Origin of the sequence: Rhizomicrobium sp., assembly GCA_037200985.1 — a bacterium.
In the GTDB taxonomy this organism is placed as follows: domain Bacteria; phylum Pseudomonadota; class Alphaproteobacteria; order Micropepsales; family Micropepsaceae; genus Rhizomicrobium.
The window spans coordinates 4,291,336-4,305,875 of the sequence record JBBCGJ010000001.1 but is presented as its reverse complement, the minus strand read 5'-3'; the positions used below and the strand labels follow the sequence as shown (position 1 = coordinate 4,305,875).

Annotated in this window: 10 protein-coding genes; all 10 read right to left on the bottom strand. The window is 63.6% G+C overall.

The window, feature by feature from the left end:
• Nucleotides 1-131 precede the first annotated feature (131 nt).
• Nucleotides 132-1,094 (bottom strand): D-2-hydroxyacid dehydrogenase family protein, encoded by a 963-nt coding sequence (locus tag WDN01_21225; GenBank protein ID MEJ0028554.1) that lies wholly within the window; start codon nucleotides 1,092-1,094, stop codon nucleotides 132-134.
• A 45-nt stretch (nucleotides 1,095-1,139) separates the two neighbouring features.
• Nucleotides 1,140-1,571 carry a heme-binding protein gene (locus tag WDN01_21220; protein ID MEJ0028553.1) on the bottom strand — a complete coding sequence of 144 codons (432 nt, stop codon included), beginning with the start codon at nucleotides 1,569-1,571 and terminating at the stop codon, nucleotides 1,140-1,142.
• Nucleotides 1,572-1,783: 212 nt separating this feature from the next.
• Nucleotides 1,784-2,314 (bottom strand): heme-binding protein, encoded by a 531-nt coding sequence (locus WDN01_21215; protein MEJ0028552.1) that lies wholly within the window; start codon nucleotides 2,312-2,314, stop codon nucleotides 1,784-1,786.
• A 103-nt stretch (nucleotides 2,315-2,417) separates the two neighbouring features.
• Nucleotides 2,418-5,297 (bottom strand): TonB-dependent receptor, encoded by a 2,880-nt coding sequence (locus WDN01_21210; GenBank protein ID MEJ0028551.1) that lies wholly within the window; start codon nucleotides 5,295-5,297, stop codon nucleotides 2,418-2,420.
• Between the two features lie 558 nt (nucleotides 5,298-5,855).
• Complete coding sequence (locus WDN01_21205) at nucleotides 5,856-6,821, bottom strand: FecR domain-containing protein (protein ID MEJ0028550.1); 966 nt, start codon at nucleotides 6,819-6,821, stop codon at nucleotides 5,856-5,858.
• Nucleotides 6,787-7,371, bottom strand: a complete 585-nt coding sequence (locus WDN01_21200) for a sigma-70 family RNA polymerase sigma factor (protein ID MEJ0028549.1) — start codon at nucleotides 7,369-7,371, stop codon at nucleotides 6,787-6,789. Before WDN01_21200 ends, WDN01_21205 begins: the two co-directional genes overlap by 35 nt.
• 162 nt (nucleotides 7,372-7,533) lie before the next feature.
• Entirely contained in the window at nucleotides 7,534-9,693 is a 2,160-nt protein-coding gene (locus WDN01_21195) for a thioredoxin family protein (GenBank protein ID MEJ0028548.1), read from the bottom strand.
• A gap of 25 nt (nucleotides 9,694-9,718) precedes the next feature.
• Nucleotides 9,719-10,735, bottom strand: a complete 1,017-nt coding sequence (locus WDN01_21190; GenBank protein MEJ0028547.1) for a nuclear transport factor 2 family protein — start codon at nucleotides 10,733-10,735, stop codon at nucleotides 9,719-9,721.
• 81 nt (nucleotides 10,736-10,816) lie between these two features.
• Nucleotides 10,817-11,443, bottom strand: coding sequence for a redoxin domain-containing protein (locus tag WDN01_21185; GenBank protein MEJ0028546.1), 627 nt, complete (start codon nucleotides 11,441-11,443; stop codon nucleotides 10,817-10,819).
• A gap of 97 nt (nucleotides 11,444-11,540) precedes the next feature.
• Nucleotides 11,541-14,483, bottom strand: a complete 2,943-nt coding sequence (locus WDN01_21180) for a TonB-dependent receptor (GenBank protein ID MEJ0028545.1) — start codon at nucleotides 14,481-14,483, stop codon at nucleotides 11,541-11,543.
• Between the last annotated feature and the right edge of the window lie 57 nt (nucleotides 14,484-14,540).

Sequence of the window (14,540 nt, the reverse complement as noted above, 5' to 3'; positions counted from 1 at the left end):
CTCAGGCTTGCAACTTTCACTCGTTGGTGACGCGGCCGCAATCCATACCAAAAGCTTATTCCGGCCCTGGCCGTGTCCGGCGGGAAGCGGCCGAACCGATGAGGGCGGAATATCTTTTGCAGTCCGTGAGGTTAAGCAACCCCAATCCGCCGGTCGAGAAACGCGGCAATATTCGTCACCGCATCGCCGTAGAACGTCGCATAAAGCTCCCGAGATACATAGCCGATGTGCGGCGTGGCGAGCACATTGTCCAACGACCGAAAGGGATGATCTGACGTCAAAGGCTCGGTGTCGAAGACGTCCAGCGCGGCACCGGCGATCGCACGCTTTTGCAGGGCTTCGATAAGCGCACCCTCCTCCACGATCGGGCCGCGCGAGGTGTTCACGAGCCATGCCGTGGACTTCATGACCGCGAGTTCCGCTCCGACGATCAGCTGCCGCGTCCGGCGGCTGAGTATGAGGTGGATCGTCACGATGTCCGCCTGTTGGAGCAGTTCAATCTTGGAAACCAGGCGCGCGCCGCATGCTTGCGCTCTTTCGGCCGTGAGGTTCTGGCTCCAGGCGATGATCTCCATTCCGAAAGCACTGCCTATTCGCGCGATCTGCGATCCGATGTTGCCGAGACCGAGGACGCCCAGGGTTTTGCCGCGAAGACCGCTACCGACCGTCCGCTGCCAGCCGCCCGAACGAAGCGAGTTGCTTTCGGTGAGGATGTTTCGCGCGCTCGCCAGGATCAAAGCCCATGTCAGTTCGACGGTCGGACTCGATTCGTAACCGGTGTGCACGATTTCGATGCCAAGCTCGGCCGCCGCCGCAACATCGATGGAAGCGTTCCGAGCCCCGGTGGAGGCAATCAATCGCAGTCGGGGAAGCTGTTCCAGAATTGCGCGCGGCAATGGTGTGCGCTCGCGCATCACACATATCACATCGAAGGTCCGCAGTCGTTCGACCACGTCGGCAGGGTCGGCGAGATGATCGTTGAAGACCGTGATGGCCGCACGCCCATCCAGACGGGACCAGTCCGCCGACTGCAGTGCGACGTTCTGGTAGTCGTCCAGAATAGCGACGTTGATGGAATTGTCGGACGGAGGCATATGTATCTCACTGCGTTCGTGCGGTGGATCTCGGGCGATGCGAAATCAAAAATGTATCTCGGCAAGACCGGCCTCGCCGCAATATTCGTCATAGGTCGCGCCCGAGCTGTGCTTCCCCGCCGGGCTCGATGCGCCCAGCGCGCCGATGACCTTGCCATCCCGTCTGATGGGAAACCCGCCGTCATTGGCATTGAGATTGGGATCGCCCTGGATTACCTCGCCCCGCACCGGCTTGTGGTCGAGCGTTTTCGCAAAGTCCGCGGTCGACATACCTTTCTTCATGGCAGTGTAGGCCTTTTTGCGCGCTGCCTCGGGCGAGTTGCCCAGTGACGCGTCCGCCGCCAGTACGACCTTCGGATTTCCGTACATATCCATGATCTCCGCGACGGCCGGCTCGCCGTATGGCGCGCAGGCATCGAGCACCGCCTGGGCCGCCTTCATCGCCATCGGCAGCGGAATGGTTTCCTCGGGCGGCAATGGCGGCAGCCTGGCCGGCGGCGCCGCGGCCGCAGGAGGACCGGCGGCAGGCGCTGCCTCCGCCGGCGTCGGCGCCTCCGGTCCATTTGCCTGCGCCCACGCAGCCGTGGCGATGGCGCAGAAGAAAACGGCCGAAGCGAATATGCGATTCATGAGCTACTCTCCCATTCGAATTGCGGCGATATGGCCGCGGCTGCGCCGGAGCACGAATTTCACTTCACCAGTGCGGCACCGACCGCACATGCCACGGCGTCTTGCGACGCGGCACCGCCGGAACAGCCGATGGCGCCGATGACCGTTCCGTTCTCGATCAAGGGAAACCCGCCACGCGAGGCAATGACGTCGTCGAGCGTCAGCATGTAGATCGTGCCCTTCTGGACGGCGTCTTCGAACACCTTGGTCTCCCGGCGGAATCTCGCCGCGACGCGCGCCTTGTGCTGCGCGATCGTGATGGAGGCGAGCTGGGCGCCATCCATCCGATCGAAGGCGACGAGGTTGCCGCCGGCATCGACGACGGCGACGTTCATCGCCCAGCCGCGCTTTCGCGTCTCCGCCTCGACGGCTTCGATGAGCTTCTTCGCCTTGGCGAGCGAGATGGGCGCGCCGTAAGGAATGTCGAACGGCATCTTGTCCGGAACGACGTCCAGCGGGTTCGGCGGCGGCGCCGCGGGAGTCTGCGCGGATCCGGAAACGGCGAGCAATACGACACCGATCACGGCAATCGCGGGAATTCTCAATTTCATGGACTTTCTCCTGTGTGAACTCGTTGTCAACGCACTCTCGAATATCGCCGAGGAACGCCGCGAACCGCGGGCTTCGACCGCGACGCATATCTCATCGCGCCTCTTACATTTTCAGCCGCAATCCGATCCTGAACGTCCGCCCGAGCTGATCGTAGACGGCGTAGTTGGTGTAGTTGTTGGGCGGCCCGCCATTGGTGCCGGTCTGGGAGACGGTATCGAGCGGCGGGTGCTTGTTGAGCAGGTTGTCGATCGAGCCGTAGAGCTGCAGCACCTGGTCGTCGCCGCGGGTCCAGATGTCCCTCGTGCCGCTCAGATAGAGATAGTAGGCGTCGGGCGCGAGATTGAACTGGGTGCTGTTGGGCAGATAGGGGCTGTAGCCGACCTGGCCGGGCCCGATCAGCGCGTTGTTGAGGATGCCGGAGGAGATGTAGACCCCGCGCAGCGTCACGCTGGAGTGTTCCAGCGCATAGGTGAGACTGCCCGACAGGTTCCACTCGCGCTGGCCGCCGACGGTGGAGGCGCTGCCGACGAAGCCCAGCGTCTTGACCGTCACGCCGCTCAGATTGGAGGTGTAGTAATCCTCGGTCACGTGATTGACCGCGATGGAGACGTCGGCGACGCCGTCGAACAGCGGACGGGAGTAGTTGACGGAGAGATCGTAGCCGGCAGTCACCTGGTTAAAGGCGTTGAGATAATTGTTGTAGATGTAGGCGATGGTGTTGTCGGGGTTGCGCACGATCCGACTGCAGGCCAACGGGAAGCCGGCATAACATTCGTTGACGAGAACCTGCGATCCAATTCCCGCGGTAATGGCATTTTTGATATCGATTTTGTAGTAGTCGAGGGACGTTGTGAGGCCTGCGAAGATGGAGTCTTCTGGGGCGGTGACGACGAAGCCTGCGGTGATGGTGCTGGCGACTTCGGGCTTCAGGTGGGGATTGCCGCCGATGTACTGGATGACATAGGCGCTGGAGTTGTGGGTGACGGGATCGGAGACGGTGGTGTTGAAGGTGCCCTCGGTGGAGAAGAGCTCCCACAGGCTGGGGGCGCGGATGTCGCTGGAGAAGGTGCCGCGCAGGCGCAGCCAATCGTTGATGTCGTCGACGGCGCCGAGCTTCCAGGTCTCGACGGTTCCGCTGGTCGAGTAGTCGGTGACGCGGCCGGCGAGCTGGGCGGTCAAGAGCTTGGTGAAGGGCAGGTCCTTGACGATGGGGATCTCGGTCTCCAGGAAGCCTTCCTTCACGTTGACCCCGCCGGTGGCGGCGGTCTGGGCGACGGAGGCGAAGCCGGAGGCGAAGGTGATCGGGTCTTCGACGGTGCGGACCTGGTCGAGGCGATACTCGCCGCCGATGGCCATCGACACCGGGCCGGCCGGCAGGTCGAACAAGGTACCCGAGGTGCTGACCGAGGCGAGGTTCTGGGTGGTGGTGATGTCGGCGGTCAGCGTGCCGGTGATGTAGTCATGCGCCGCCTGCGAGGGGGTGACGTTGCCCATGTAGTTGACGGGCTGGCAGCCATTGGACGGGTTGGTCAGGGTCGACAGGCAGGCGACGGAGCCGATGGCCAGGCCCGAGCTTCCGACATTGGCGGGGGTGACGGTCACCGCATGGGAGGCCAGGTTGAAGTTGGCGGTGTTGTAGGAGTTGTAGCCGCGCACCGTGTAGAAGGAATGGGCGTACTCGTCATAGGCGTTCCACGTCCAGTCCTGGCCGAACAGCCTGTAGCTGCCGCTGATGCCCGGAACGACGCGGATCAGGTCGCGGTCGGTGACGTAGTTCGAATAGCCGAACTGCGGGCCGTTGAAGTCGAGCGGCAGGCTGGTCAGGTGGTTGGTCGCCATCAGCGCGAGGGTGGCGGGGGTCAGATAGGGATTGACCTCGCCCGCCGCGCAATAGCCGTCGGCCGTGGCCGGACCGGGGTTGTCGCAGATGTGCATCTGGGTGGCGAGCGGGCCGCTCACCGTGGCGCCGCTCCAGCCCGCGGCCGCGGGGATGGCCTTGGTGCGGACGTCGGCATAGGTCACGTCGAGGCTGGCCTGCAGGTCGTCGAACACGTTGTAGGTGGCGTGCCCGTAGAGCGTGTAGTGCATCTCCGGGTTCTCGAGCTTCGGGAAGCCGGGCTCGGGCGGCACCTGGATGGTGCCGGCGGTGAACTTGTAGGGATTGGAGTTGGCGTCGAAGGAATAGCCGGTCAGCGGACCGGAGGGCACGATGCCGCCGATCACCAGCGTGGGATAGGGCGAGTTGGGGATGATGGAGCGGTAGTCGACGCCGCGCGGCACGTAGAGGCGGGCGGGATAGCCGTTCACCCCGGGCGTGGGATTGGAGATGAGATTGTAGCCCGACGCGGCGCTGCACCAGTCGCGGGAGAAATTGCTGAAGCAGGAGCCGGCGCCCTGGTTGTTGAGGAACTCGGCGGCGATGGTGAAATGGCCGCGGCCGTCGGCGAAGTCCTCGCCATGGGTGAAGGAGAGCTGCTGCTCGCCGCCATCGCCATATTGCGTGACCGAGTACTGCGCCTGCGCCTTGGTGCCGGTGAACTCGTTGTCCAGGATGATGTTGACCACGCCGGCCACGGCATCGGAGCCCCAGCTGGCCGAGGCGCCGCCGGTGATCACCTCCACCCGCTTGATCAGCGAGGCCGGGATCTCGTTCAGGTCGACCGTGCCGGCCGGCGCCGCCACGTTCGTGCCGATCGAGGTCGGCATGAAGCGCTGGCCGTTCACCAGCACCAGCGTCCGGCTGCCGCCCAGCGCCCGAAGATTGGCACCCGCCAGACCGGAACCCTGGATGTTGTTGCCGGTGTTGGTGGCGTTGATGGAGCTCAATTGCTGCGGCAGCAGGGCCAGAACCCCCGCTGTCGACGTGATGGCGTTCTGCTCGATCGTCTCCCCATCGACAACCGCAACCGGTGTCGGCGCCGCGTAGTTCGAGTTTTGAATCCGCGTCCCGGTGACCGTCACCTGCTCAAGACCGCTGGCCAAGGCACTCGTATCGGGATGGACAGAACGATTTGGAAGGCCGCTTAACGCGCTGTCGCCTCTTGCCGCGGCTCGATCAATTTGGGCGCCTTGCGTGCCGATATTCTGCCCGGCCGGGACATCTTTGGGACGGACCGTCAGTATGATCGTCTTGCCGTCGTCCGAATCGACCGCAATCCCGGTTCCAGCAAGCAGCCGCACAAGGGCAACGCGCACCGCAAAGTCGCCCTGCACCGGATTGATCCGCTTTCCGCGAACCGAATCCTCCGAAACGAGTATCTGAACATCGGCTTGGCGGGCAAATTCCGGGATGCCGGTCACGGCCGATTGCGATCCGACGTTGAAGGATCTTATCGCGTCTTGGGCAAGCGCCGGCTGCGCCAATACGAGTGCGGAAGTTCCCAACAGAACTCCCTGTTTCGCTCGAAGCCAAGCGAAACCCCCCGCACGCATAGCCTCTCCCCTCGGGCCCGCCTTTCGGGGCCCTTTTTTTGGGGCTTACACTAGCCCTAACTGGAGAGAGGAACGGAAGGCCAATTTCCGTGAAGCCGAAGAAAACTTTTATCGTTGTGATTTCGGCGCAATATGGATTTCATCATTGCCGGCCACGACGTTCGCACCCAGGGTTGCCGCAGCGGCACGCGCAAAGGTCTCCGGATCGTTGGTATGAAACCAGCCGACAAGCCGCCTTTCCAAGAACGAGGGGTCCACGGTCACGCGGCGCGTGTTGTAGCGATTGAACTCCGTCGCCGCGTCGCCCAGGGTTTCGCCGTTCAGCGCGATTTCCCCGCTTCGCCACGCCAAGGTGCGGTCGATCCCCGAATGTCCGACAACCAACTTCGAGGGACCGGCCAGATCCGAAACGAAAATCTTGGCGCCTGCCGCAATGCGCTTCCCGCGCCCCTCGGCGCCAACCATCCAGGTCTCGACCACCCCCTCGGTGACCAGGACATCGGCGCCGCTGTCGCGCCGGCGCACCGAAAAGGCCGTACCGACCGCGCGTACCCGCACGTCGCCGGCCGCCACGACGAAGGGACGGCGGCGATCCTTGGCGACGTCGAACCACGCCTCGCCCTTGGCAAGGGTGATTTCCCGCAGATCCGGCTTGAAAGCGACGTTGAGTTCCGAATCGGTATTGATGGCGGCGACCGAACCGTCGTCCAAGGGCACGCGGCGGATTTCTCCGATCGCCGTACGGATCTGATCCTGGCCGTTCCGGAAGATCCCAACTGCCGCCGCCGCGCCGACGATCGCCGCCCCGCCGCCGATCAGCGCTCCACGCCGCGAAAGCCGGACTTGCCGCGATGGCGGCACATCCAAATCCTCGTGGGGCAGGATATTCAACCTGTCGAGAACCTTCCACGCCGCCTGAGCGCGCAGAAATGCGCCTCTATGTCGTGAGTCCGCTTCGAGCCAAGCATCCAACTCGGCACGCCTCGACGCGGGCATCTCGCCCTTGTCGATCTGGGTCACCCACTCGATCGCCCGAGCATCAATCGGATTTGCGACGGAGTCTTGTTCGCTCATGGTCCACATTGCGACGTTCCGAATTTTCCTGCGTGTCTCCCGCCCACGCATTCAAAATGAGTCTGAAGCCTCGTCCTACCTGGGTTTCAACCGTGTTCTCGGTAACGCCTAACGCTTCGGCGATTTGTTTTTGTGACAGTCCCTGAATTTTCCGCATCACGAACATCTTCCGGCATCGATCGGGTAGTTGATCGATGAGACGCTTAAGCCGCGCGATATCCTCCCTGGTGATCGCCGCCTGCTCCTGAGACGGCCTGTCGTCCACGATGTTCAAGGATTCCAGTTCGGCAACCGTATCGATGCGCACTATTCGCGCCCGCCTCAGCTGCTCGTAGAGAATGTTCCGCGCCACCTCCAAAAAGTACGCCCGCGGATTGGCGATGCGGCGAAACAACCGGACTTCGGAGATGCGGCTGTAAGCCTCCTGGATTATGTCATCGATCTCGACCGGTTGAACGGATGCCCGTCTTAGCCAACCGCGCACATAGGCTTCACACGGCAGCACGCACCGTCCGAGCCATTCCACGAGTTCGTCTTGGTCCTGAGACACCACAATTCCCACTGCCTCTAATGGGATAATGATACACGACCGGACACTTTCCGTGAACCACCGATCGAAGACATTTCCCGAGGTCGTAAAATCCAGCACCTATACCGGTATTGGCCGTGCCGGACCGCGGTCTCGGCCGATCCGTTATGGCATCGGACCGGTTCAGTTAACGGCGTTCAGGACGATATCGGGCGTCAGGAGCTGCGGCAGGATGGTCGGCTCTTCCTGCCCAGGCTTATAGACAATGACGAAGGGAATCGCGTTGCGATGGTATTTGGCCAATTCGTTGGTGATCCTGGGATCCTGATTGGTCCAATCCGCCTCCAGCATCGCGACGCGCTTGTCCGCGAAGGTCTTCAGGACGTCCTGCGAGCTGAAGACGATTTTCTTGTTGGCCTGACAGGTTGCGCACCAGCGTGCCGTGAAGTCGACATAGATGGTGCGATTTTCGGCGCGCATCCTTTGCACCGTCTCGGGCGACCATGCCTCCCACGCCACCTGCGTGGTGCTCGACGCCAGGTTGTCGCCGCGCGGCCATCCCAGCCAGAAACCGAGGCCAACCATGATCACCAGGGAGGCGACCGCCAGCCGAACACTCGACCGCTTGGCGCCCGGTCCCGCCCACCGGCCATACGCCCACAGACCCATGGCCAATGCGACAAGAGCCCAGGTCGCGTTCAAAAGCCCGTCGGGCGACAATTGGCCGGCGAGAACCCATAGCAGCCACGCAACCGTCGCGTAGAGCGGAAACGCCATGATCTGCTTGAAGGTCTCCATCCAGCGGCCCGGACGCGGAAGGATCCGCACGGCCGAAGGGAACAGGGATAACAGCAGATAAGGCAACGACAGGCCGAGGCCGATGGCCGTGAAGACGATGAAGGACTGGATGCCGGGCAGCGTCAGGGTCGCGCTTAACGCAGGGGCGAGGAACGGCGCGCTGCACGGCGTGGCGACGACGGTGGCCAGAAAACCGGTGAAGAACGTGCCGATAAGGCCGGACTTGCTCTGAAGATCGGACCCGGTGGCGGTCGCCGATATTCCGATTTCAAAGACGCCGCTCAGATTTATGGCGAAGACCAGCATCACGGCCGCCAGCGCGAACACGAAGGCGGGCGACTGCAATTGGAACCCCCAGCCGAGCTGCTCGCCACCGGCGCGCAGGACCGCAAGAAGTCCCGCCAATGCCCAAAAGGAGATGAGCACGCCGGCCGTGAACACGAGGCCATGCATCACGACTTTTTTGTGGTCCGCGCCCGCCTGCTCAACGAAGCCCATGACCTTCAGGCCCAGCACCGGGAACACGCAGGGCATCAGGTTGAGGATGAGGCCCCCCAGCAGCCCCAAGGCCACTGCGCCCAACAATCCGAGAAGGGAGGCCGACGACGTGGCATCGGCTCCGGCAACCGCCCTTTGCGTCGCCGCGGCCCCCCCGGCCGCCACGACGGGACCCACCGGGACGTCGATCTCCGCCGCGGTCGGACCGCCGGCACCCCAACCCAAGGGGGAAACCCACACGCCGGTGAGGCGCTTCGCCAAGTCGGACGCGAATGTCGCCCTGGTCAGCGTGGCGACGACCTTGTCGCCTTCCATCTTGATCGGCTGAGGCGCCGAGTTCTCAACCGTGCTGTCGGCGATGTTGAAGTAGAACGGCTTATCGCCGGACGGCAGCGTCACGCCCGTGCGTGTCGGTTCCGCGATCAGGCGGTAGCCGCCGTCGCTGGTCGCTTCAGCGCTGAATTTCCAGTCGGCGATTGCCTGCGGCAGGTCGCTGCGCGCGGCCTTGAAGATCGCGGCCACCTGCGGATCCGGAGTCGGCGCAGTGGTGGTAACGGTCGGGTTGGCCGTAAGATCGATCTTGCCGGGAATGCAGTTCGACAGGTTGCAGACGAGCCAGGTGACGTGCTCCTTGATCGGAACGTTCGTTCCCGCCTTCAAATCCGCCGGCGGCGTCAAGGTGTTCAGGAACGTCACCTCGTCTTCGTAGCCGAAGTTCAGCGCGCCCGGCACCGGCAGGCGCACGGGATGCGGCCACTGGATCGGGCCTGCCTGGAAGCCCTGGGGCAAGGTCCAGCCGATCGTCGTGGGCGCACCGGCGTCTCCGGGATTGATCCAATAGATATGCCAATGCGGATCGACCAGGAAATGCGTACCGACAGTGAAAGCCGTGCCGGGCTGGACGGAAGAGCTCTCCGTGACGAGCTCGATCTTGACGTGCCCTATCGTGAGCGGAGCGGCCTGGGCCGCGAGGGCGAAGCCGGCGGCGGCGATGCCCAAACAGATCCGACCGAACAGGCGACTGATCACCGGCTTCCAATACTGCATGACAGATCCTCTAGAATGCCGCGCGTCAGTGCGGTGCCGCGCCGGAAGCCTTGGCTTCGTCCGGCGTATGGACGTAGGTGGCGTGGTAGAGCGTCAAACGCCAGTCGTTGATGTGGTGGCCCAGCCGCCGGACGACCGCGATGTAGTAGACGACATTGCGCCAGGGCGGCGTGAAATCGGCGCCATAGATCACGCCCGCCGTTGCGTCACGCCGAATGCCGTCGATCACCACGACGTCGCCGTAATTGCCGAAGGATTCGACGTTCGGCTTTTCCAGGCCGATAAGCCCCGGCGTCTGCTTCGGCACCGGAATCCGAGCCTGGATGTAGGCCGCCTTGCCGTAATCCTTCAGCCCGTTGCCGTGAATGTCGACATAGGTGTCGTCGAGCGTGTTCTCCATGCCGGCCGTGTCGTGGACGGCGAGTTCCTGAAACGAGTCGCGCATCACCTCGATCTGATGCGCCTGGGTGGGTGAGAAGTCGTTGATCGACCATGCCGGACCCGGCGGCGGCGCCGGCGGCGGATCGGACGGCGTCAGCGGCGAGATGATGAAGCGAACGAGCTGCCAGTCATCGAGCACCCGCGCATAGACGGCGGAATAGATCGCACCGGTACCGCTGCCGGCGCCTTTGCCCTTGCCGCCGGCGCTATCTTTCAGGGTGCCTTGGACGATGGCGACGTCCTGCTCGAAACCCATCACACGCGCGGTCTGCTCCAAGGTCACGGTGGAGGCCGGGCGGGCCGCCTTGGCATAGGCCAGGAACGCATCGTGCTCCAGCCGCTGCGCGCCGGGCGCGCCGTTGCCGTCGATGCCGATGAAATCGGGGCCGACGGCCTCCGCGAACTTGTCGAAGTCGCCGGCTTTCCAGGCCTCGAAACGCGCCTTATCCAGCGCCAGAATGTCTTCCATGTTCTTCTGCACGTGCGCTGGATCGGGAATATCGACGCCGGTCGCAGTGCTCTTCGCAACGGCGATAGGCGTGGCTGCGACCGACAGAAGAGTCGCCAGCGCCGCCACGGCAAAGCGCGTCGAGATTTTCATGTGTGTGTCCCTTTAAGATTCCAAGCGAATGCGCGAACCCGGCCAGGGCCGGGCGCGGCGCCCGGCTTCGGCCGCGATCGATCAGCTCTCGTCGCCGTATTTCACGGTGCAGCCATAGGGGCGCGTCACGGGCGTCGTGACGGGCTTGCCTGCCATCACTTCGGCGAGCGCCTTTCGCACATAATTTGTCGCGTGCGGGATGTCGGCGACGTCGGTCGATGGAATGTTATCGATGGCGCCCGCGTAGACGAGATTGCCGTCCTTATCGATGATGTAGAAGTCGGGCGTCGCGGTGGCGTGATACATGTGACCGACATGTCCGTCGAGATCGCGGGTGTAATGGTCGCCATTCCATTTCACCTTCTTGAGCCAGGCATCGAGCTTGGCTCCGCTGTATTCGCCCTGCTTTCCCGGCGCCGCCGAATTGAAAGAAAGCCATACGATGCCTTCCTTGTGGAAGTCTCTTTGCATCGTTGGAATATTGCCCGACAGGTAGTGCTTGCCGTCGTCGTAGTCGCATTCCGGGTTCACCCAATCCATGACGACGATCTTTCCGCGAAGATCCTTCAGCGACACGGTCTTGCCGTTGACATCGGTAACGGTGAAATCCGGCGCCGGTTTGCCGATGCCGAGCGGTTGGGCGTGGACCGCGCCGGCCACGATCATGGCGACGACGCCGACGGCGTATAGTGCTTTGCGCAGGCTCATTGAGTACCTCCTAGCTAACTCCTGTGCCGCTGGAACGAAGCTCCAGCGGCACCTTCAAGCATAATCCCAAATGACGGCGCGATTGCGCCGGCGCCTCTTACATTTTCAGCCGCAATCCGATCCTGAACGTCCGCCCGAGCTGATCGTAGACAGCGTAGTTGGTGTAGTTGTTGGGCGGCCCGCCATTGGTGCCGGTCTGGGCCACGGTATCGAGCGGCGGATGCTTGTTGAGCAGGTTGTCGATCGAGCCGTAGAGCTGCAGCACCTGGTCGTCGCCGCGGGTCCAGATATCCCTCGTGCCGCTCAGATAGAGGTAGTAGGCGTCGGGCGCGAGATTGAACTGGGTGCTGTTGGGCAGATAGGGGCTGTAGCCGACCTGGCCGGGCCCGATCAGCGCGTTGTTGAGGATGCCGGAGGAGATGTAGACCCCGCGCAGCGTCACGCTGGAGTGTTCCAGCGCATAGGTGAGGCTGCCCGACAGGTTCCACTCGCGCTGGCCGCCGACGGTGGAGGCGCTGCCGACGAAGCCCAGCGTCTTGATCGTTTGGCCGCTCAGATTGGAGGTGTAATAGTCCTCGGTCACGTGATTGACCGCGATGGAGACGTCGGCGACGCCGTCGAACAGCGGACGGGAGTAGTTGACGGAGAGATCGTAGCCGGCAGTCACCTGGTTAAAGGCATTGACGTAGTTGTTGTAGATGTAGGCGATGGTGTTGTCGGGGTTGCGCACGACCAGGCTGCAGGCCAGCGCAAAGCCGGCATAGCACTGATTGACCGTGACCTGGGACCCGAGGCCCGCGGTAATGGCGTTTTTGATATCGATTTTGTAGTAGTCGAGGGACGTTGTGAGGCCTGCGAAGATGGAGTCTTCTGGGGCGGTGACGACGAAGCCTGCGGTGATGGTGCTGGCGACTTCGGGCTTCAGGTGGGGATTGCCGCCGATGTACTGGATGACATAGGCGCTGGAGTTGTGGGTGACGGGATCGGAGACGGTGGTGTTGAAGGTGCCCTCGGTGGAGAAGAGCTCCCACAGGCTGGGGGCGCGGATGTCGCTGGAGAAGGTGCCGCGCAGGCGCAGCCAATCGTTGATGTCGTCGACGGCGCCGAGCTTCCAGGTCTCGACGGTTCCGCTGGTCGAGTAGTCGGTGACGCGGCCGGCGAGCTGGGCGGTCAAGAGCTTGGTGAAGGGCAGGTCCTTGACGATGGGGATCTCGGTCTCCAGGAAGCCTTCCTTCACGTTGACCCCGCCGGTGGCGGCGGTCTGGGCGACGGAGGCGAAGCCGGAGGCGAAGGTGATCGGGTCTTCGACGGTGCGGACCTGGTCGAGGCGATACTCGCCGCCGATGGCCATCGACACCGGGCCGGCCGGCAGGTCGAACAAGGTGCCTGAGGTGCTGACCGAGGCGAGGTTCTGGGTGGTGGTGATGTCGGCGGTCAGCGTGCCGGTGATGTAGTCATGCGCCGCCTGCGAGGGGGTGACGTTGCCCATGTAGTTGACGGGCTGGCAGCCATTGGACGGGTTGGTCAGGGTCGACAGGCAGGCGACGGAGCCGATGGCCAGGCCCGAGCTTCCGACATTGGCGGGGGTGACGGTCACCGCATGGGAGGCCAGGTTGAAGTTGGCGGTGTTGTAGGAGTTGTAGCCGCGCACCGTGTAGAAGGAATGGGCGTACTCGTCATAGGCGTTCCACGTCCAGTCCTGGCCGAACAGCCTGTAGCTGCCGCTGATGCCCGGAACGACGCGGATCAGGTCGCGGTCGGTGACGTAGTTCGAATAGCCGAACTGCGGGCCGTTGAAGTCGAGCGGCAGGCTGGTCAGGTGGTTGGTCGCCATCAGCGCGAGGGTGGCGGGGGTCAGATAGGGATTGACCTCGCCCGCCGCGCAATAGCCGTCGGCCGTGGCCGGACCGGGGTTGTCGCAGATGTGCATCTGGGTGGCGAGCGGGCCGCTCACCGTGGCGCCGCTCCAGCCCGCGGCCGCGGGGATGGCCTTGGTGCGGACGTCGGCATAGGTCACGTCGAGGCTGGCCTGCAGGTCGTCGAACACGTTGTAGGTGGCGTGCCCGTAGAGCGTGTAGTGCATCTCCGGGTTCTCGAGCTTCGGGAAGCCGGGCTCGGGCGGCACCTGGATGGTGCCGGCGGTGAACTTGTAGGGATTGGAGTTGGCGTCGAAGGAATAGCCGGTCAGCGGACCGGAGGGCACGATGCCGCCGATCACCAGCGTGGGATAGGGCGAGTTGGGGATGATGGAGCGGTAGTCGACGCCGCGCGGCACGTAGAGGCGGGCGGGATAGCCGTTCACCCCGGGCGTGGGATTGGAGATGAGATTGTAGCCCGACGCGGCGCTGCACCAGTCGCGGGAGAAATTGCTGAAGCAGGAGCCGGCGCCCTGGTTGTTGAGGAACTCGGCGGCGATGGTGAAATGGCCGCGGCCGTCGGCGAAGTCCTCGCCATGGGTGAAGGAGAGCTGCTGCTCGCCGCCATCGCCATATTGCGTGACCGAGTACTGCGCCTGCGCCTTGGTGCCGGTGAACTCGTTGTCCAGGATGATGTTGACCACGCCGGCCACGGCATCGGAGCCCCAGCTGGCCGAGGCGCCGCCGGTGATCACCTCCACCCGCTTGATCAGCGAGGCCGGGATCTCGTTCAGGTCGACCGTGCCGGCCGGCGCCGCCACGTTCGTGCCGATCGAGGTCGGCATGAAGCGCTGGCCGTTCACCAGCACCAGCGTCCGGCTGCCGCCCAGCGCCCGAAGATTGGCACCCGCCAGACCGGAACCCTGGATGTTGTTGCCGGCATTGGTGGCGTTGATGGAGTTCAATTGCTGCGGCAGCAGGGCCAGCACGCCCACCGTCGACGTGATGGCGTTCTGCTGGATCACGTCGCTGCTGACCACGGCCAGCGGTGTCGGCGCCGCATAGTTCGAGTTCTGAATGCGACTGCCCGTGACCGTCACCTGCTCGATGCCGCCTGGCGGCTGGGCTCCGGGCTCGGTCTGCGCATAGGCGCCGCCGACAGCAAGCTGAAGCGCCAGGCCCACGGCGCCGGCACTCACGCCGGTCAGTGCACGCCTGCGAATCCCCGCCAATGCGCCATT

Coding starts and splice junctions, on each gene's coding strand:
- WDN01_21225 (MEJ0028554.1), bottom strand. CDS start 1,094: ATGCCTCCGTCCGACAATTCCATCAACGTCGCTATTCTGGACGACTAC.
- WDN01_21215 (MEJ0028552.1), bottom strand. CDS start 2,314: ATGAAATTGAGAATTCCCGCGATTGCCGTGATCGGTGTCGTATTGCTC.
- WDN01_21205 (MEJ0028550.1), bottom strand. CDS start 6,821: ATGAGCGAACAAGACTCCGTCGCAAATCCGATTGATGCTCGGGCGATC.
- WDN01_21195 (MEJ0028548.1), bottom strand. CDS start 9,693: ATGCAGTATTGGAAGCCGGTGATCAGTCGCCTGTTCGGTCGGATCTGT.
- WDN01_21190 (MEJ0028547.1), bottom strand. CDS start 10,735: ATGAAAATCTCGACGCGCTTTGCCGTGGCGGCGCTGGCGACTCTTCTG.
- WDN01_21185 (MEJ0028546.1), bottom strand. CDS start 11,443: ATGAGCCTGCGCAAAGCACTATACGCCGTCGGCGTCGTCGCCATGATC.